We start from the raw sequence: 19,556 nt of genomic DNA on the forward strand, positions 1-19,556 counted from the left end.
TCGGGCGGTGGGCGCGTCACCCACGGTATCCTGGAGTGCCTGCCACGCGGGTTCGTATGGTGTGCGCATGGCGGGACCTCCGAAGGAAATCCGAACGAAGTTCGCGGGCATCGGGCTGGACACGGACAACTGGGTTGTCTTCGAGCAGCAGCTCGCCCGCTGCCACGGCACGACCCTGACGATCATCAGGTCCTACCTGATGGAGATCGTCGGCACCTGCAAGGACGCCGCGGCCTGGGACCGGGTGTTCTGGCTGGTGGAGCGGACCCGGCACAAGCCACCCCGGAGCTTCGACACGCTCACCCCGCTGAAGACCGTCGCCAAGCGGCTGTTCACGGTCTCCGCGGGGCTCCTGGAGGGCGCGTCGGACCTCAAGATGCAGAAGGCCTATCTCGGTCTCAACACCGACTTCGGCGAGTTCCATCAAAGCTACAAGGACTTGAAGGCGAAGCACCTGTCCGAGCTGGGAGTCGCGCCGAAGGCGACGTCCTCCAAGCCGGAGACGTTCGAGTCACGCGTGGACCGCACGGTCGACCGTGTCGCGAGCGGGAAGAAGAAGAAGAGCCGGTACTCCGGTCTGGCCGAGGCCGACATGCGCCACGTCGAGGTCATTCCCGGGGACCGGGACACCTGGATTGACGCGCTCGTGCGGCTGACGGCCCTGCGCAAACGCATGCAGGGCGCGGAGCTGGCGAAGGTGGCCCAATACAAGACGGAGGATGGCTGGTTCCACATCCTCACGGAGGTCCGGCTCGGCAACAGCCACTCCGGTGTGTGGATCCACAACTCGAAGAAGAAGAACGGCGAAGGGGCGACGCGCGTCATCTCCTTCGTGGACAAGGACGGCAAGCTCATCACCCCGGAGGTCGCCTCCGCCGAGGCCCTGGACGGCCTGCGGATCGCGGACCTGTCCTACGCGGAGCTCTACGCGCTGCTGGAGGAGGTGGAGTCCCGCTTCTTCGGGGACAGCGCGGGGCTGGCGCGGCTCCTCTGCTTCCTCTTGGGGACTGGTGAGGAAGTGCCGATGCCGACGGCGAACTTCCTGGAGAAGACGCTGCTCTACCAACCCAAGCTGAAGGCCTTCGGGCAGAAGCGCACGGTGGTGGAGGGGCCCGCGCACCTCACCGTCGAGGCCGCCCTGGTGTCCTTCCTGGCCGTGCTCTTCGTGACCGAGCCCCGGCACTCGCTGCCCATCTGGATCTCCAATGCGGACGCGCTCCAGTGCATCGCGCGGACCCGGCTCACCTTCTACGACCTGCTCCACCCCAACATGACCTTCGCCGCGGAGGTCCGCCCCTACCTCCAGCTGGACTTCCGCTCCGAGCAGGAGGTGACCTCCATTGGCACCCTGCTCGCGTCCGCGAACACGGCCAAGTACACGCTGAGCCCGGAGGAGGAGCACACCCGCAAACTCAAGGAGCTGATCATGCCGGCGTGTGAGCTGTACTTCAAACACGGCAACGTCAACGGCATGAAGACCGTCGTCGACTCGATGGGCACGAAGCTCTTCCAGGCGGAGGAGGACGACAATCAGGAAGACGACCTCTTCGACCGCTCGGCGAAGAAGCAGCCCAAGGTGAAGGACTCGGTGTGGTTCACCGAGTTCCTGGACTGGGGAGAGCTCGACGAGTTCGGGAAGAACAACAAGAAGATCGCTCGCGACTACCGGGGCAACCTCATCCGCATGCGCCAGCTCACCTTCGTGGCGCCGGTGGCGAAGATGCTGGTGCTGAGGGAGATCCTGGACTCATGACCGGGACGGGGTGGCGCACGGGTTGCTAAGTGTCACCGTGCCGGCCGGGCAGGGTGCCCGGCCGTGGCTCCGTGGCCGCGATGCTCCCCGAACCTCCTTTCCCGCATGCGGCACCCGGCCCACGGCGCGGCCTGCGGGCCACCGCCGTCCTCACGCTGCTGTGCCTGCCTTTGTCGGTGTCCACGCCGGTGACTCCGCCGCCCCGGCTCGTCCTCTGGGCCTGGGAGCGCCCGGAGGACCTGCGCTTCCTGGAGGGCCGCGCGGTGGAGGTCGCCTTCCTGCTCGCGACGCTCGACCTCACGGACAAGGACGTCCATGTGCTGCCGCGCAGGCAGCCGCTCCGGGTTCCGTCGGGCACGGCGTTGAAGGCCACCGTGCGGTTGCAGGTGCTCCCGGGGAACTCGCTCGCGCGCTTCGGGCCGGAGCGCCTGGAGTCGTTGGCTGGGAGTCTGGATGCGCTCGTGCGCCGCCGCCCTGACGTGACGGCGCTGCAGCTGGACTTCGATGCCCGTGCATCGGAATACGACGCCTACGTCGACCTGCTCCAGCGGCTGCGCGCGCGCCTGCCTCCGGGGATGCCGCTGTCCATCACGGGGCTCGCGTCGTGGTGTGTGCCCGGCAGCTGGATTGCGCGCGCGCCCGTGGATGAAGTGGTGCCGCAGCTCTTCCGCATGGGCCCGGACGCGCCGGTCTGGCGTGCCCGGTTCGCGCGCGGACTGCCCGGCCCGTGCTCGGGCAGCATGGGTATGGCCATGGACGAGTGGCAGCCCGTGCCTCCCGGCGTTTCGACCCTCTATCTCTTCAACCCCCGGCCGTGGACGCCTGATGCGTTCGCTCGCGCCGTGGCTGAGACCCGACCATGAAGAACGCAAGAACAGTCCTGGGGCTCGTGGGCCTCGCGGTCCTGCTGCCTCCTGTCATCGCCGATGCCTGTGGGCCTGACTTCGGGCCCGAGCCCCGCTTCTCCGTCGTCGACAATCCCGACCAGCCCTTCAGCCACTACGCCGCCGGACGCCTGGGCATCCTCCGCCGCACCTTCGACCCGCCGTACCTCGCCTTCGCCTTTCGCTCGATGATGGGCATCCCCACCACGGCGGATGAGCAGAAGCATCTGGCGGCGGGTTGGGAGGACGCGGAGTCCCGCTATGGGCCCAACCCGGGCTGGGCCCGCGATCAATGGACCGCCGTCCGGCAGGAGGTCGTGCCCGCCAAGGACCTGCCGCAGGTGGACGTCAACGAGATGGTGTACGCCTCCAACGACGCCTACATCCATGGTGATGCCTTCCTGCATGCAGCGGCCACGGTCCGCGCGCTCGCGAAGGAATGGAAGCAGCGCCCGGCCCTGCTGAAGGAGTGGGTGGGCAATCAGGACATCGTCTTCAGCAAGGGCTGCACCCTGGCCGACCCGGCGCCGGGCATCGAGGAGTCGCTGACGCCGCGCGAGAAGGCTCGCAGGCAGGCCGAGCGCGACTACCAGGCCGCGGCCATGCACCTGTACTGCGGGAAGTTCGACGCGGCGGCGGAGGCGTTCCAGAACATCGCCAGTGCCGCGGACTCTCCCTACCGGGTCCTCGGCGCGTACCTCGTGGCGCGCACCCGCGTGCGCGAGGCGCTGTTCCTACAGCCGGACGACTACTACGAGGCGCGCACGCTGGACGAGGCCTCGCTCGCGCGCTTCACCCGGGCGGAGGAGGCCATCCAGAAGGTGCTCGCGGATCCGAAGCTGCGTGAGGTGCACGGGCCCTCGCGGCGTCTGCTGTCCCTCGTGCGTTTGCGCCTGTCGCCGGCCACCTGGCGGTGCGAGCTGTTCTCGCGGGTGCTGGAGAAGGGGACGGGCTCTGGGCTGGAGTCGGAGCTGGCCGGCCTCTCGCTGGGGTCCGACGCGGAGGGCAACGCCGTCACCTGCCCGGGATTGAGGCCTCGCGCGGCGGAGCTCTTCGAGTGGCTCCGGCTCATGTCCGCCTCCGCCTCCGAGGAGACCGGCGCTCCGGAGACGCCATGGCCCGCGAAGGCCTACGGGACCGCAGTGGCGCGCTGGAAGAAGTCCGGGCATCAGCCATGGCTCGTGCTCGCGCTGCTGTCGGCCCGCGCCGACGCGCCGGAGGTGCCCCAGTTGCTCACGGACGCGGCGGCGGTGCCGGTGGAGTCCCCCGCAGGCATGACGCTCGCGTGGCGCTCCGTGCAGCTGCTGCGGGAGCGGGGACAGCTGGCGGAGGCCCGGGCGCGGCTGGACGCCATTCCCCCGGAGCAGGTGCGCGACCTGGCCTCCGTGGACAACGCCCTGCGGGAGGAACGGCTGCATCTGGCGCACAGCTGGGACGAGGCCCTGCGCAACGCGGCCCAGATCCTGGTGGAGGAGTTCGTCCTGGCCCCCCAGCAGGACGGCAGCGCACCGATGGGACTCAGCGCCGCGCGGGCCACCTTCCTGGAGTCCCATGTCCCCACGCGCAGGCTGCGCGAATGGGCCGCGCTTCCTACGCTGACTCCCGAGCTGCGACGGCAGCTGTCGTGGGCCGTGTTCGCCCGTGCCGCGGTGGTGGGGGATGACGCCATGCTCACGGCCCAGGCGACCACGCTCGCGGAGACGGAGCCCAAGGCGCGCGCGGAGTTGCTGGCCATCGTGGGGCGGCCCACGGCGGAGGAGCGTCTGTTCGACGCGCGGCTGCTGATCATGGGGCTGCCGGTCGTCTCCGCGAGGCTGGAGCCCGCCAGGGATCGTCTGGCCAACGTCTCCCCGAAGCTGGACCTGACCGAGGACCTCAGCTGGTACCGCAACGGCTGGTGCGTGCCGGGGACGAAGAACCTGGAGGATCCGCTGAAGACGCCGCTCCCGTTCGCGAGCCCGGAGGAGCGGGCGGACGCCGCCGCGGAGTGGAAGGCCCTCAACGAGGCGGGCTCCTCCGTGGCCTTCTTCTCCCGTGTGGCGCTGGACTGGGCGAAGGCGCACCCGCAGGACCCGCGCTCGCCCATCGCGCTGTTCCGCGCGGTCCGCTCCAGCAAGCGCGGCTGCGGCCAGAACACCCCGGAGGCCAAGAAGGCCTTCGCGTACCTCCACAAGCATTACGGCAAGACGGAGTGGGCGCGCAAAACGCCCTACGTGTACTGACGCGTGAGGGCCGTCCAGCGCGTCAGGAGGACGCAGCGGACTCTTTCGTGAGCAGGCATTGCCGCTCCTGCGCCGCGAAGGAGTCGCACCCGTTGAGACGGTGGAACCGGGTCGGAGCGCCAGAGAGCCCCAGCCCGGTTCCAGGTGATGCGGACCGCTGGACTACGGGGTAACGGTGAAGGCGGTGGCCTGAGTGGGAGTGATGCCCTGCACCTGGGTTGGGTACGAAGTCCCTCCGCCCCATGCCCACACGGTGTTGTCCGAGCCCAAGGCCAACGACCGAGCCTCACTCGCGGAAATCATGAGGATGTTGGAAGGAAGCGACGCGTAGTTCCCATGCGTGGCGGAGGAGTCGTTGGTCGTTCCATTCCCTAGCTGGCCCGAACTGTTGTCGCCACATGCGTGGATGTAACCAATGTTGAAGTAGATGAACGTGTTGTAGGCGCCGGTCACGATGCCTCGCCCTGAATAAAGTGCCTGGGTGGGAACGGAGCTATTGGAGGTCGTCCCATTGCAAAGTTGTCCATCGCTGTTGAGGCCCCAGTTCCACACGGCTCTATCCGCTTTGAGTGCCACCACGTGGAAGTAGCCTGCGGTCACGCTTGCCGCCCCGGTGATGCCCTCGATCCTCATTGGGACTCCGAGGGGGGACACTGTAGCGCTTCCCAGCTCACCGTATTGTCCATACCCCGTTCCCAAGAGGGTTCCATCCAGCATTAGGAAGAACGAGGTGTAAAAGCCGGCGGTGATGGCGCTGACCCCCGTAATCCTCGCCCGCACAGGTGTGACGCGGTTCGAAATACTCCCATCCCCCAGCTGCCCCCACACTCCGAAGCCCCAGCCCCAAACAGTCCCATCGGAGCGCAGCGCGAGTGAGTGATACCGGCCAACGGCAACGGCAGTCACACTCGAAAGTCCCTGGACACGCCTGGGTGTAGATCGCGACGTGAAGGTGCCGTCTCCAAGCTGACCATAATGGTTGGCTCCCCACGCCCAGACGGTGCCATCCGACTTCAGGGCCAAGGCATGATCGGGACTCGTGGCGATGGCAGTTACGCCCGTCAGTCCAGGAACCTGCACGGGAGCCGTGGCTCCGACATCGACCCAGGACCACACGGTTCCATCCTCCTTGAGTGCTAGGTGATTGCTGTCGCTCGCGACAATGGAAACGATGTTGTTGAAGCCCATCACCTGGATGGGGGTCAGGCTCTCGGTGAAGGACCCATCTCCCAGTTGACCGGAATTGTTGTCGCCCCAGGCCTTCACGGAGCCGTTGACCAGCGCGACCGTATAGAAGCCACCAGCGGCAATCGCTGATGCTCCCATGATGCCCTGAACCGGCGTGGCGGTGAGGCTCGTGTCGGTCGTCCCATTCCCGAGCTGGCCGAGGTAATTGTCGCCCCATGCCTGCAATTCACCCGACGTCATCAATGCCAAGGAGTGGGAGCCGCCCGCGTCAATGGCAGCCACGCCGGTGAGATTGGCGACCTGCACGGGGCTTGAGCTTGAATCCATCGTGCCATCACCCAGCTGCCCATAGGCGTTGTCGCCCCAGGCAAGGACGGTTCCATCTGACTTGAGGGCCAGGGAGTGGGTGCTGCCTACGGCGATCGCCTTGACGTCCGAGAGTCCCGGCACCTGCACCGGGAAGGCGCTGGGATCGAGCGTGCCATCCCCCAACTGACCCAGGGTATTGTCGCCCCATGCCCAGACGGTGCCATCCGACTTGAGCGCCAGGGTGTGGTAGTCGCCCGCGGCGATGGTGGTCACGCCCGTCAGACCCGTCACTTGGGTGGGAAGCCACTGGGACTGGGTCGTGCCGTCCCCAAGCTGGCCGTAATAGTTGTCGCCCCATGACCAGACGGTGCCATCAATCTTGAGCGCCACCGAATGATAGGCCCCGGCCGTCAGGGCACCGACGGTCAAAAGCCCCTGTACCTGGACCGGCCGGTAGCTCGTCTGGGTCGAGCCATCGCCGAGTTGGCCCGCGTAGTTGTCACCCCAGCTCCAGACGCTGCCATCTGCCTTGAGCGCCAGCGTGAAATAGCTGCCAGCAGCGACTGCGGTGATGTCCTTCAGGGAGTCAACCCGTCGCGGAAACTGGCGATCGCTTTGAGTCCCATCTCCAAGCTGACCGTAATAGTTGCCGCCCCAGGTCCAGACCGTGCGGTTGGCCTTCAGTACCACCGTATGGCCATTGCCCGCAGCAACGGCAGGTGTCGTGGTGGCAAGGGCCTGCTCCTGTGCCGTGAAACTCTCCTCGGATACCTCCGGCTCGGTCGGGGCGGCTGGTCCACAGCCACTCCAAAGCAACCCATACAATACGAGCGAGAGGGCAAACGTTATTCTTTGAGGTTGCATTGTGGGATCCTGTAAGGGGACGCCAACGAGAGACGCGGCATCACCACTCAAGCCGAATTAACTGACTTCTCTCCGTGAAAAAAGAAAATCCGGTAATTGGTGTGGCGGGACGCTCGCTGCAACCTGTCAGGACTGGGGCATTGCGCACCCATAGTCCTGCCTACTGCTTGGGCTTCACGATGCGGAAGATCTTCCGCCGGAAGATCTTGTCGCGCGCCTCGTCGGTCAGGCGCGTGGACTTCACCTGCAGGTAGATGGAGGGATGGTCCGAGTAGTACTTGCCCTCGGACTTCAGGTGCCGGGAGCCGCTGGCGCCCATCAGCCCGAACATGCCGGGGCCGGACAGCTCCAGGTGCTCCGTGTCCGCCTGGTAGTAGCCCATGTAGTGGGCGTTGCCTGCCGAGTTCGAATACTGCTGCTGGAAGAGCGGGATGGCCTCGCTGCTCTTGTGGGCCAGCATGTACGTGGGCTGCGTCTCCGGACGGCCGTCGAAGAAGACGCCCCGGCTTCCCTGGGCCGTCTCCTGGAGGTCCATGTTGAAGTCCCCCACCATCACCTGGATGCCCTCGGACTTGCAGAAGGCCTGCAAGGCAGTGCGCTCCACCTGCCGCTCGTGCGGGTTGGAGCCCGTCAGCGACGCGCGCAGGTGCACCCCGGCCACCGTCACCGAATAGCCATACCGGTTCCCGAGCGTCACCTTCAGGATGTACTCGTCCTTGGACTTCAGCTTCGTCTGGATGGACGCCGTCTTGCGCGTGAGCGTGGTGGCCTCCAGGTAGAAGCCGTCCTCCTTCACGTTGTCCAACTGCCCGTCGATGTCCTCGCGCAGGTAGAGGGCAATCTCGTTGACGTGCTTGATGCCCTTCACCGTCGCGTCGTCAATCAGGTGCTTGCGGACGTACGACATGCCCAGGCCGGCGACGTCGATGCGGTCCGGGAAGGGCGAACCCGTGGGGTTCTCCGACAGGAAGATGAAGACGGGGTAGTGCTTGTAGCCGCGCAGGTTCCGCTCGACGCGGCTCTTGCGCCGGTCGCTCCACTGGGACGTGTCCGCCGCCTGGGGGCCGTTGCTCTTCAACCAGGACTGGAGGTTGTCGTCATAGTCGGCGTCGCGGACGTGCATGTTGCGGATGAGGTCGCACTCCTGCTCCACGATGTCCGCGAGCTTCGCGGCGATGTCCGGCCCCTGCAGGAACGCGCTGGCCCCCATGCTGGGGACGAGCGGGTTCGCGAGGTTCGCCCCGTCCACCCGCATCCCCGTGTCATCGAGCGTCGCGCTCAGCCCCTTCACGCCCTTGGTGGTGTTGGCCTTGTAGAACTTCTTCGCCGCGTCGAAGGGGATGAACAGGATGGAGATGCGGGGAAGGGTCGCGGTGTCGATGCCCTCGTCGAATTCACGCTTCGGCATGGAGTCCCCGGGTGTGCGAGCGGGCTGCTTCCAGGAGCAGCCCTTGATCTTCTTGCAGAACGCTTCGGTGGTGGCCTTCTCGCACGCGATGGCCACGCCGCCGCACATATTGGCCCCAAACATGTAGGCACATCCAGGCTGGCTGCTGCAGTACATCTGGGAGAAGACGCCACTCGAGTGGGAGTCGAGCCGCCAGGAGCGCATCAGCGGCACCTTGAGCGCGTCGAGGACCTCCTTCACCGACGGGTCGGTCCGGTCCTCCGCCAGGGTGCTGACTTCCCTGGCGATGTCCTGCTTCGCCAGGAGCTTCACGCACGGGCCGTGCAGCCAACTCGAGGGTGGGGCTGGGGCTGCCCCAAGCACCGGAGGCGTGTTCACGGGCGGCACGACGGTCCGCGCCGAGCCCACGTGGTTCCGGCCGGCGTCCCGGTAGCGTCAGTTCCCGGCGGCCTTCCACCAGACGCCCCAGTCCTCCAGGGCCGTGGAGTACTCCAGCTTGCGCGGACCCTGGGCCGGGACGTGGAAGGTGCCGTCGTACAGCGGCGTGAAGCGGATCAAGCTGGAGAGGCCGTCGAGCTCCTTGCCCCAGGGATCCACCGCGTACCGGACCTCCTGCGCCGTGGAGCCCTGGGCGTCCTGCTGGCCCCACTGCTGTGTACAGACGGTGGCGGGGATGGCGTGTGAGCCCCGGGTGACGGTCTCCTGCCCTGTGGGCTTGAGCTCTCCCAGGACGGGAGGCCACCAGGGGAACACCGTCGCGGCCTGGACGATGAAGCCGTGCAGGGCTGCTCCCAGAAAGGTGCTGGCCGCGCCCTGGAAGTCGCCGCAGGGAGGCGCTTCGCCTGGGGCGCCCTGCCACGTCGTCGTCAGCAGCCGGCCGGCCTCCGCGCTCATGCAGGCGCGATGCAGCTTCGGGGCTTCGCTGTCCGCCTCCGTCACCATGTCGTACCAGGTGCCCGGACCCAGGGGGTGTTCCAGGGTGGGGACCTCGCCGGGCTCGAGGGTGCCCTGGCGGAAGGACCGGAGCTTGAGCTCGGAGGAGACGGTGACGCCCATTCCCGCGGGCTCGCTGCTGGCTTCGAGCAGGCCCTGGGTGAGGTACAGCGGTCCGGGCACCGAGGCGTAGACGCGGACCTCCCGCGAGCCATCGCTGACGCGGGAGTCGTGCTCGGAGCGCCATGCGCTCCAGGTCCGTCCCGCGGCGGAGAACCGCTCCTCGGTGACGTCATCGCCCCGGAGTGGGACGGGCGGGCGCGGCTGGGACTCCTCCATGCGCATGGGCAACACATGGGCCTGGGTGAGCGCGCGATGGGGATGGGGACGGCCCCAGTCATTCGTGAAGGTGATGGCGAGCCAGGCCCACGGAGGCCGCACGGCCACGACCTCCACCGCCACCCGGCCCTCGACCGTGTTCGTACGTCCCGGGGGCTCCTCGCGAATCTTCCCCTGGAGGAAGGCTTGCGTGTCGAACGGGATGTAGGGATCGAACAGCGTGCTGCTGAAGGTGTACTCCACGCGATCCCCCACGCGGGCGTACTTCCACGGAGAGGCTGCGGCCTCCGGCGGAAGGGGGACGGGCTTCATGCCCACGCAGGCGGGGCCTGCCACGAGCACCGTGCACAGCAGGAGGAGGTTCGGCCGCATGTGCTCCCTGTTCACCGTTCCCGGGGGACCGCGCCGTTGCGAAGCAGCAGCGCCGCGCGGTGGATGGCGGCGCGGATGCGGACGTAGGTGCCGCAGCGGCAGACATTGTCGCTCATGGCCGCGTCGGTCGGCTGGGGATTCCTGCGCAGCAGCGCGAAGAACCAGGAGTCCAGGTAACCTGCAATGCGTCGCGAGCGGCGAAGGCCTGCGAGTACGTCCGCGCCGGTGACGATGTCCCGTGCGTCGACGCGCCCCGTGGGATGACCGGCCACGGTGTACTTGCTCGGAGGCTTCGGCAGCGGAGAGACCCCCGGCAGCAGCACGCGTGTGGCGTCCTCCGCCAGCTCGCTGGGGGGAGGGGCTGCGTCCGTGGGCAGCGTGTCAGCCATGGAGAAAGTGTGGCACGTGGCCACGGGCGGCCCCAACGACCTGGCAAGCCCTGTGCGGCACCTGTCACCCGGAGCGCGGAAAGCATCCGGGACACGACCGGAGACATGGAGTCCTGGGGCGGGACGTGCCCGCGGCTTCGGGGGATACTGGTGGCCATGTGCCCCACGGAGGCGGGGACGAGGACGGCGGTCATGCGCAGGTGGCTCATCGGTGGGGTGGTGCTCCTGGTCGCGTGCGGCCTCATGCTGTTCCTCGCGCTGCGCTCCGGAGGACCGGCCGCGCCGGAGGGCAACGCGGAAGCCACACTGACGCGGAAGCGCCCCGCGAACCTCGCGCCCATACCGGAACGCTCCGGCCCTGTGGAGGGGCTCCCGACGTCGCAGTCCCCGAATGAGGCCGATGGCATCCTGGACGTGGAGGTGCTCGCGGGCGGGAAGCCTTCGGCCGGAACCACCGTGCGGCTCTATGCACCGGGCGCACGGGCGTCCGCATGGACGCTGACGGGCTCCGGCCTCACGGATCCGACGGGACATGTCCGTCTCGCCGCGGGTCCTGGCCGCTATCTGGTGGCGGTGCGCGCCCCGGACCGGGCCCCGCTGCTGCGCGACGTGGTCCGCCCGCTGGGTGAGTCGCGCACGGCGCTGCGCATCTCCCTGGAGCCCGCGCAATCCCTCACGGGCCGCACGGTGGTGCGCGGATCGAATGAACCGCTACCGCTCGTGGAGGTCGTCCTCACCGCGCACGCTCGCGAGCTGGAGGTCTGGCAACGCGCGGAGGCCCCCGACGATGAGCGCATCTATGCCACGAGCGATGAGCGGGGGAGCTTCCGCATCGACGGCCTTGCCCCGGGCACCTATCTGCTGGAGGCCCGCGCGCCTGGCTATGCGCGCGTGGTTCTGAACCGCCTGCGCATTCCCACGGACGGCCCGCTGACGCTGGCGCTCCGGCTGGCCAGCGTCATCGAGGGCTTCGTCGTGGACTCGAAGGGCCTGCCCGCCGCGGACGCCGAGGTGCGGGTGGGCGGCAATCCCTCCCAGGTCGTGACGACGGGCACGCAGGGCGGCTTCTCCGTGGAGGTGGAGCCCGGCTCCCATCCGTTGTCCGCGCGGCGCGGCGAGGAGACCGGGGCGCTCGATCTGCCGGTCCTCTGTGCCGCGGGCAGCACCGTGCGCGATGTGCGCATCCAGTTGGGACCGGGCGCCGTGCTGGAAGGCCGCGTCGTGGAGGCGTCCTCGGGGGAACCCGTGCCAGACGCGCGCGTCGACGTCACGCCTTCGGGCGAGGACGGGGGCCCCGGCGTCGCCGTGTCGGACGCGGAGGGGCGATTCCTCGTGCGAGGACTCGCGCCCGGCAGGTACGACGCGAAGGTCACGGCCCTCAATCACTCGCCCGCCACGCGCACGGGGCTGACGGTCGCCCAGGGCGAACGCTTCCCGGTGGAGTTCAAGCTCTCCCGCACCGGTTCGGTGGAGGGCCAGGTGCGCGACAGGAGTGGCGCGCCAGTGGCGGCGGCCCGTGTCTCGGGCATCAACGTCTGGCCCAACGAACGGGATGCCCATCCCATGGAACTCCGCACCGACGCCGATGGCCGCTACCGGTTCGACGGGCTCGCCACGGGCAACCTGTCGCTCTCCGCGAGCCACGAGGGGTCGACGGTCGGCATCCGCCAGAGCGTTGTCGTGGAGGCGGACCGCACGACCCGGGCGGACTTCACGTTGGATGGCACGGGCACGGTGGAGGTCCGGGTGCGCGCGGCCCGGGGCTCGTTGCCGGACGTGACGCTGGAGGTGACGGCCCTGGCGGATGACGTGGAAGGCCCGGCGCCGGGCGTGGGCCATGTCGTCGTCAACGCGGACGGCGGACTCCGGATGGTGCTTCCCTCGGGCGGCTACACGCTGCTGCTCATGGCGCGCGGACGCTTCGTCCAGGGCCAGCGGGAGCACGTGCGCGTGGAGGCGGGGCGGACGACCCAGGTCGAGTTCATCTGGGAGGAGACGCGCGACGTGAACGAATACCGGGGCGTCGTCCTGGAGCCGGATGGCTCGCCCTCTCCCGGCGCTGTCGTCACCCTCACGGCGGTAGAGGGGCAGGGCGTTCCCCTGTCGATGACGCCCACGGATGAAGAGGGACGCTTCGCCATTCCCCTCTCTCGTGGAGGAGGCTCTCCCACGCGCCGGGTGCTGCTGATCGCGCGCAACGGTGGACGCTCGAGCGAGGCCGTGCCCGTCACCGCCGGCCAGGACGTGGTCGTGCGGCTGCGGCCCTCGGCCTTCCTCCGTGGCCGCGTGGTGCGCAAGGGCGAACCCGTCCGGGGCTTCACCCTGGCGCTCCAGCTCCAGAAGGGCTTCCTCCCCAAAGGCACGGGGCCCTTCGAGTTCTCCGGCGACCGCTTCGAGCTGCGCGACGTTCCGCCCGAGCCCGTGAAGCTGATGGCGCGCACGGTGGACGGCTCCGTCGGCGAGGCCCTGGTGTCTCCCGGCACGGGCGCGGTGCTCGAAGTGGAGCTCTCCGTGTCGGCGCCTGCCTCCGTGCGAGGCCGCGTGTTGAGCGCGACCACGAAGGCGCCCGTCCCCAACGCGTTCATGTTCATCGAGGGTGAGCAGGCCTCCCTGGCGCAGCCCTCCAACGAGGAAGGCCGCTTCCTCATCCGTGGCGTGCGCGCGGGTGAGCGCGTCCTCATCATCCAGGGCGGCCCGTCCCAGGGACGGCTGCGCCGGCCGCTGAAGCTGAAGGAAGGCGATGAGCTGGACCTGGGTGACGTCACCCTGGAGGTGGCTCAGCCCACGCCGTGAGGCGCTCAGCCCGCCTTGCGCCGCCAGCCCGGGGGAGGTCCGTCGCGCAGCACCTCGGCCACCGCTACCGCGCAGGCGAAGCTGGTCGTCATGGGCACCTGCATCCAGTGGCCGCCCATGTAGAGCTTCACCTCCCGCTCCTTCACGACGTGGTCCACCTTCACGTCCGCGCCCACGCGCTCCATGAGGGCGGGGTCCCCCACGGACACCACCGACTCCAGCTGCGCGGGCAGGGTAGGCATCCCGCCCGCGGAGGAGGCGATGATGGCGCCCCGGGCCACCGCGCGGTCCGTGAGCTCCCGCATGGACGCCTCCAGCGCGCGGTGGGGCGTGCCCAGGCTCAGGTTGAGCACGTCCACGCCCACCTCATCGAGCATCCACCCCATCGCCTCCACCAGGCACAGCGAGTGTCCGCGGCTGTTCCGGTCGAGGACGCGGGCGACGTAGACCTCCACGTCCGGCCAGGGGCGGACCTGGTCGTGGAGGATGCTCAGGACGGCCGTGCCGTGCCCATGCGTGTCCTCCAGGTCCAGCGTGCCCGTGCCGTCCCGCCACGCCTCCAGCTCCTCCCGTTCGTAGGCGCGCGCCTCCAGCACCTGCGCTTCCAGGTCGAGCGAGAAGGATGCCGCCCCGGCGAGGTGCATCCCGTGCTCGCGCAGGAAGGCCACCTCCACGCCGCTGTCGATGATGCCCACCTTCTTCACGGCGAGGCGCCTCCCGGCCGCGAAGGGCTCCAGAGCTTCAACTGTCTGAACACATAGGTGCCCAGCGACACGGACTCCGTGCGGGGCGGGACGGCGTCCGGAACGGACACGGTCAGGTGCACGAGCGACCCCGCGAGCACCATCCCCGCGCCCAACATCAGGACGAGCAGCAACGTGAGCGTGCCAATCCGCCGCACGACGAAGAGGCCGGCGTGGTCCGGGTCCTCCAGGATGGGCAGCCGCGAGGGCAGCGGCTGCGCGGTGGGGCGTGTGAGCTCGTTCGCCATGACCGGGACCCTTCCTTTACGCCGCGTCAGGCGGCGTCCGCCTCGCCCATGCCCGCACGGAACAGCCGCTGATAGGGAGCGCAGCGCGCGAGCAGCTCCGCGTGCGTTCCCTGGCCCACCAGCCGGCCTCCCGCGAGCATCCACACCTCGTCGGCCAGGGGCGTGTTGGCCAGCCGGTGCGTGATGAACAGCACCGTCTGGCCGCGCTCCCGGGCCCGCGCGAGCAGCGCCCGCACGATGGCGGACTCCGTCTCCACGTCGAGCTGCGAGGTGGCTTCGTCCAGCAGCAACACCGGCGCGTCGCGCAAGACCGCCCGGGCCAGCGCCAGCCGCTGCCGCTGTCCTCCGGAGAGGCTCGCGCCCGCCTCGGCCACCGGCGTGTCGAAGCCCTGCGGCAGCGCGTCGAGGACGGGCTCCAGCGCGCACAGCCGCACGGCCTGCCGCAGGTCCTCATCGCTCACGGCGGGGAGCCCCAGGGTGAGGTTGTCTCGCACGGTGCCGTGGTACAGCTCCACGTCCTGCCACACCACCGCGAGCTGCCGGCGCAGGTCGGACAGCTCCAGCGTCCGCGCGTCCTGCCCGTCGAACAGCACGCGCCCCCGGCCCGGCTCCTCCAGCCGCGTCAGCATCCGCGCGAGCGTCGTCTTCCCGGAGCCGCTGGAGCCGACGATGGTCACCACCGTACCGGGCTGGATGCGCGCGCTCACCTCGCGCAGCACGTCCTGCCCGGGCAGGTAGCCGAAGGACACGTCCTCCAGCTCCACCCCGCCGGAGAGCCGCTGTGTCACCGGCGCCGGCGGCGTCAGCGAGCGGGCCGGGTCCTGCTCCGGCGTCTCGTGCAGGTACTCGAAGAAGCGGCGCAGGTGGACCCCGCGCTGCTGCAGGCCGGTGACGAAGCCGATGACCTCGATGACCGGCCCGCGCAGGTACGCGGCATAGGCCACGAAGGCCACGAAGCCGCCCAGCGTCAGCTTCCCCTGGAGGATGAGCCTCCAGCCCAGCCAGGTGAACAGCGCCGTCTGCGCGGCCTCCACCGTGCGCTCGAACAGGCGCAGCAGCCCCTCCACTCCATGGGCCTTGAGGTGCGCCCGCAGCACGGACTGCATGAGCCCCGCGGCGCGCTGGTAGATGAACGGCTCCAGCGCGAGCACCTTCGTCGTGCGGCTCTGTCGCAGCGTCTCCACCTGGAGCGCCTGGAGGGCGCCGTGCACGCCCATCACCTCCTGCCACGCGAGCCCCATGGCGCGGCCGATGAGCAGCGGCACCGCCACCACGAAGGGCAGCGTGGCCACGGCCGCGAGCGCCAGCTCCCAGTGCAGCGACGCCAGGGTGAAGGGGATGACGACCAGGAAGGTGAGCTGTGAGAAGACCAGCCGGATGAGCCCCAGCACCAGCGCCATGCCGGCCTTCGCGTCGTCGAAGCGGCTGGTGAGCTCTCCCACCTGGCGCCGGGAGAAGAAGCGGTCCGGCAGGTGCTGTAGATGGTTGAAGAGGTAGAGCGCGGCGGAGCTCTCCAGCTTCACCGTGAGGTACGAGGAGTAGTAGCCGAACAGCGACTCCGCGAGCGCCGCCGCCACCGACGCGGCGAGGATGCTCAGCACCAGCACGTGCAACAGCCCCAGGTCCTGCGGGGTCGACACGTGGTCGAACAGCAGCCGCGTGAGGAAGGGCGGGATGAGCAGGAGCGCGGCGATGACCGGGCCCAGGAGCGCGCTCCTGACGAGCGAGCCCCACGCGGGACGCAAGAGCCGCAGCAGCGCGGCGAGATAGCGCGCCGACTGCCGCAGCCCGGGAGCCCCTTCTGTCCGCATCGCGCCGCCCGCTTCCATCACAGGTGCGTGAGCACGCTCCGCGCCAGCGCGTCCACTTCCTCCGGGATGGCGTGGACCCGCAGGCCGGTGTGCTGCTCCATCTTCCGCCGCGCCTCCTCCAGGACTTCATCCCGGACGCCCAGGAACCACGTCTCCGTCCAGCGGCTGCCCAAGAGCTTGCGTCCGCCCATCATCGCCAGGCCCACCACCGTGCAGGGCACGTGGTGCTCGCGGGCCAGCGACTCCACGTACTCGCGCGTCGCGATGACGTCCTCGGGCTTCGTGTCCACCGCCACGGTCAGCACCACCAGGCGCGGCAGGAACGTCTCGTAGATGTGCGTGGAGGCGTTGGCCCGGCGGTCCTGCCCCTGGGGCACATAGAGCAGGCCGTTCTGCCCGCCGGTGATGACCAGGTCGCAGTCCTTCGCCAGGTCCGCCATGAGCCGCCGCTCGAACGCCAGCCGCTGCGGGCCCTCCACGCGCAGCACGCGCGAGTAGCCCGTGTCCGAGCCCAGCAGGATGCCCGTGGGCTCCGTGGCGTGGTGGCGCACGCGCACGTGCTTCGCCAGCGCCTCGCGCAGGTAGACCTGCGTGGTGAACTTGCCCTGCACCGTGTCCGTGCCGAAGACGCCCAGCAGGTTGCGTGGGCCGTAGTCCTCCAGGGCCGGCTTCGCGAGCGCGTCCTGCTCCGGCACCGCCACGCGGAAGAACAGCTCGGGGTCCGGCTCCAGCCCGTCGAAGAGGTCGTAATAGAGGATGTCGTCGTACAGCGACACCACCGGCAGCCGCCTGCGCGTGGCCACCTCCAGCAGCGCGCGGACGTGCGGCACCTCCGTCTCGAAGTTGAGCGAGCAGGTGAACACGACCGCGTCGAAGTCATGGCTCGCGATGGCCGCCGGGTCGTTCACCACGGGCACGGACAGCTCACCGGCCTGGATGTACGTGCCCGCGTCGCTGAGCGTCACCGTGTCGTCGAAGACGACGCACGCCGGGGCCGGGCTCCGGTCTCGGAAGCGCAGGAGCGCGTAGCCTTCCTTGTTGTACTTGAAGACGGCGGTCCGCTTGCCCGCGAGCACCTCCATCACCTGCGCGCGCGTGTACATGTGGCGGCTGCGCAGCGTGGGGTTCATCTTCAGGGGCAGCCGCTGGTCGCCCTCCCAGATTTCACCCAGCTTCCGGTACAGCACCTCCGGGTCGTACTTGGGATAGGTGCGCGTGTCCGGCGCGATGAGCAGCGGCACGCCGTAGTCCGGCATCTGGAAGACGTGCTCGCGCTCGGAGCCCTCCACGCGCAGCGCGTAGCGGCCCTGCGGGTGCAGCAGGAAGTACTGGAACGCGACGCGCAGGCCCGCGACCTCCAGCACCTCCGCGTCCAACGTCAGCTCCCGGCGCGCCCCGGTGTTCACGCCCTCCAGCGACAGCCGGCGCAGGAGGAACGGCGGCTGCTCCTGCCCACCGGCCTTGCTCACCTGGATGAGCACGCACTTGAAGGGGTCCACCGGGAAGGACGTGAGCAGCTCCGAGGAGAAGTCCTTCAGCCGCGACACGACGTCCGCATAGCGCGCGAGGAACAGCGCCCGTGCCCGGTCCCGCTGTGTCGGGTCCGGAATCATGAAGAGCAGGTCGCTGCCGCTGAAGACCTCGAAGCGGCGCCACGTCTCGCGCGTCTCCGCGTCCACGGGCTCCGGCAGCTGCGCCTCCACCAGCTTGATGAGCGCGTACATCCACGCGTTGCCCGGCGTCAGCCAGTGCTCGCTGTAGAAGTCGCGCCCCCACGTCGAATAGTAGAGCCGGGGCAGCGACGGCGGCTCGGGCGGTGGCGTGGCGGCCTGGATTTCGACGGGCGCGGCGGGCTGCATGACGCCCTCCAGCCAGTCGATGCCTTCATGCCACCAGTGGCCGAACAGCTCCGTGTCGAACGCGAGCACGAACGTCTGCCCGTCCTGCACGAGCGCGCGGCGTGAGTCCAAGAGCTCCCAGAACTCGCGCACGTGGTGCTTCACCTGGGAGTGGGCTGCCTCCACGTCGTAGAGCGCCTTCTGACCCAGGTCGACCTTCTGGCCCGTCACCGCCTGGTACTTGAGGCCCGTCCACACGTGCCCCCGCTTGTTCGCGGGCACGGGCACGCCCAGCTCCTCGAAGTATTCAGGCCGCAGGTCGAAGCCCACGTCCCGGAAGAACTCGCGGTACACCGGGTGCGCGGGGAACGTGGACTCGGGCGACTTCCACAGGTGCAGCCCGATTCGGTAGTCGTGGACTAGCACCTCCAGGTCCTCGTGGCGGAACACGCCGCTGGGGTCCTGGGCCTGGGACGCGCCAATGCCTGTCAGGCTGAGCGCGGTGCGGCGGATGCCATGGCGCTTGAGCACGCGCTCCAGCCCTGGCTGGAAGGCGCACTCGGGCAGCCAGAGGCCGTCCGGTTCGCGGCCGAAGGTGTCCTGGAAGGACTCCACGCCCCGCGCCACCAGCCGGTCCGCGACGGCGGGCTGGAAGAAGGGCAGGAAGTTGTGCTGCGGCGTGGAGGTCCACAGCTGCACGTTGGACGGCCGCGAGCGCCCCAGCGAGGCGAACACGTCCCGCAGGCTGTGCTGCTGGAGGAACGCGAGGCTGTCCTCCACGCGGCGCAGGTACATGCCCGCGGTGCGGTGCACCCGCGCGAGCGCCTCGCCCGACAGGGATTGGGGGTACTTCTCGTAGCGGTTGTAGAGGTCCAACCGCGACGTGCGCTCCATCTCGCGCGTGGCGATGCGCTTCAGCAGCTGGAGGTAGCCGGTGTAGCGCTCCTCGCAGGCGACGAGCTGCTCGAAGAGGCACGGGGTGAAGGACATCACCAGCGTGCCGGCGAAGCGCTGGGCGTCCCAGCGCTCCAACATCCGGAACAGCGGGATGTACGTCTCCGTCAGCGCTTCGAAGAGCCAGTTCTCCGGCTCATCGAAGAGGGGCCCCTCGCCCAACACCTGCGGCATGTGGGTGTTGAGGATCAGGGTGAGGCGCGTGTTCATGAGGGGACCGCGAGACGGGGGGAAGCGGGGGAGGCACTGCGGACCGCGGGGCTAGTAGCAGCCGAACGTGGAGCGGTCCTCGGCGGTGACGGAGCCGCCGTCCTCGCAGGTCCACTGGTAGGTCCAGTAGTTCTGCCAGACAGCGCCGCCGCCGAAGGAGGGCACCAGGTTCCAGGTGGAGCCGGCGAAGGTGGAGGTGCCGAAGCCCTGGACATCCGGGCTGCCCTGCACCGCGTTCAACAGGTCACTGACGTTCTTGCGCGTGTAACGCATGGGAGTGCTCCGGGTGTGGCGTGGG

General features: G+C 69.0%; 13 protein-coding genes. 4 read left to right on the forward strand and 9 right to left on the reverse strand.

Annotation, left to right across the window (positions count from 1 at the left end):
- The first annotated feature begins 67 nt into the window (after positions 1–67).
- From D7W82_RS14120 to D7W82_RS14130, 3 genes are all read left to right on the forward strand, one after another.
- Positions 68–1,753, forward strand: coding sequence for a hypothetical protein (locus D7W82_RS14120; RefSeq protein WP_120618854.1), 1,686 nt, complete (start codon positions 68–70; stop codon positions 1,751–1,753).
- Between the two features lie 80 nt (positions 1,754–1,833).
- Positions 1,834–2,616 carry a hypothetical protein gene (locus tag D7W82_RS14125; protein WP_120618855.1) on the forward strand — a complete coding sequence of 261 codons (783 nt, stop codon included), beginning with the start codon at positions 1,834–1,836 and terminating at the stop codon, positions 2,614–2,616.
- Complete coding sequence (locus D7W82_RS14130; RefSeq protein WP_120618856.1) at positions 2,613–4,859, forward strand: hypothetical protein; 2,247 nt, start codon at positions 2,613–2,615, stop codon at positions 4,857–4,859. Before D7W82_RS14125 ends, D7W82_RS14130 begins: the two co-directional genes overlap by 4 nt.
- A 162-nt stretch (positions 4,860–5,021) precedes the next feature.
- On the opposite strand, the gene D7W82_RS14135 is transcribed toward D7W82_RS14130, so the two are convergent.
- The 4 genes from D7W82_RS14135 to D7W82_RS41510 form a co-directional block, all read right to left on the reverse strand.
- Positions 5,022–7,220 (reverse strand): RCC1 repeat-containing protein, encoded by a 2,199-nt coding sequence (locus tag D7W82_RS14135; protein WP_120618857.1) that lies wholly within the window; start codon positions 7,218–7,220, stop codon positions 5,022–5,024.
- Positions 7,221–7,380: 160 nt separating this feature from the next.
- Entirely contained in the window at positions 7,381–8,940 is a 1,560-nt protein-coding gene (locus D7W82_RS14140; RefSeq protein WP_120618858.1) for a hypothetical protein, read from the reverse strand.
- A 123-nt stretch (positions 8,941–9,063) separates the two neighbouring features.
- A complete protein-coding gene (locus tag D7W82_RS14145; RefSeq protein ID WP_147439332.1) occupies positions 9,064–10,272 on the reverse strand; it encodes a DUF6068 family protein in 1,209 nt (402 codons plus the stop codon).
- A gap of 11 nt (positions 10,273–10,283) precedes the next feature.
- Positions 10,284–10,661 carry a 2Fe-2S iron-sulfur cluster-binding protein gene (locus D7W82_RS41510; protein ID WP_233587532.1) on the reverse strand — a complete coding sequence of 126 codons (378 nt, stop codon included), beginning with the start codon at positions 10,659–10,661 and terminating at the stop codon, positions 10,284–10,286.
- A gap of 192 nt (positions 10,662–10,853) precedes the next feature.
- Here D7W82_RS41510 and D7W82_RS14160 point away from each other — a divergent pair, with 192 nt between their 5' ends.
- Positions 10,854–13,454, forward strand: coding sequence for a carboxypeptidase regulatory-like domain-containing protein (locus D7W82_RS14160; RefSeq protein WP_158617661.1), 2,601 nt, complete (start codon positions 10,854–10,856; stop codon positions 13,452–13,454).
- Between the two features lie 5 nt (positions 13,455–13,459).
- Here the strand turns inward: D7W82_RS14160 and D7W82_RS14165 are convergent, their stop codons facing one another.
- Genes D7W82_RS14165 through D7W82_RS14185 form a run of 5 tightly spaced genes read right to left on the reverse strand, consistent with a single transcriptional unit; the run spans position 13,460 to position 19,531 of the window.
- Positions 13,460–14,158, reverse strand: coding sequence for a S8 family serine peptidase (locus D7W82_RS14165; RefSeq protein ID WP_120618861.1), 699 nt, complete (start codon positions 14,156–14,158; stop codon positions 13,460–13,462).
- Positions 14,155–14,445 (reverse strand): hypothetical protein, encoded by a 291-nt coding sequence (locus D7W82_RS14170; RefSeq protein ID WP_120618862.1) that lies wholly within the window; start codon positions 14,443–14,445, stop codon positions 14,155–14,157. Before D7W82_RS14170 ends, D7W82_RS14165 begins: the two co-directional genes overlap by 4 nt.
- A gap of 26 nt (positions 14,446–14,471) precedes the next feature.
- Positions 14,472–16,256 (reverse strand): ABC transporter ATP-binding protein, encoded by a 1,785-nt coding sequence (locus D7W82_RS14175; RefSeq protein WP_158617662.1) that lies wholly within the window; start codon positions 16,254–16,256, stop codon positions 14,472–14,474.
- Positions 16,257–16,273: 17 nt separating this feature from the next.
- Complete coding sequence (locus D7W82_RS14180; RefSeq protein ID WP_120618864.1) at positions 16,274–19,258, reverse strand: DUF1611 domain-containing protein; 2,985 nt, start codon at positions 19,256–19,258, stop codon at positions 16,274–16,276.
- A 51-nt stretch (positions 19,259–19,309) separates the two neighbouring features.
- Positions 19,310–19,531 (reverse strand): hypothetical protein, encoded by a 222-nt coding sequence (locus tag D7W82_RS14185; protein WP_120618865.1) that lies wholly within the window; start codon positions 19,529–19,531, stop codon positions 19,310–19,312.
- Between the last annotated feature and the right edge of the window lie 25 nt (positions 19,532–19,556).

The sequence above is a fragment of the Corallococcus sp. CA049B genome, assembly GCF_003611685.1.
Classification (GTDB): Bacteria; Myxococcota; Myxococcia; order Myxococcales; family Myxococcaceae; genus Corallococcus; species Corallococcus coralloides.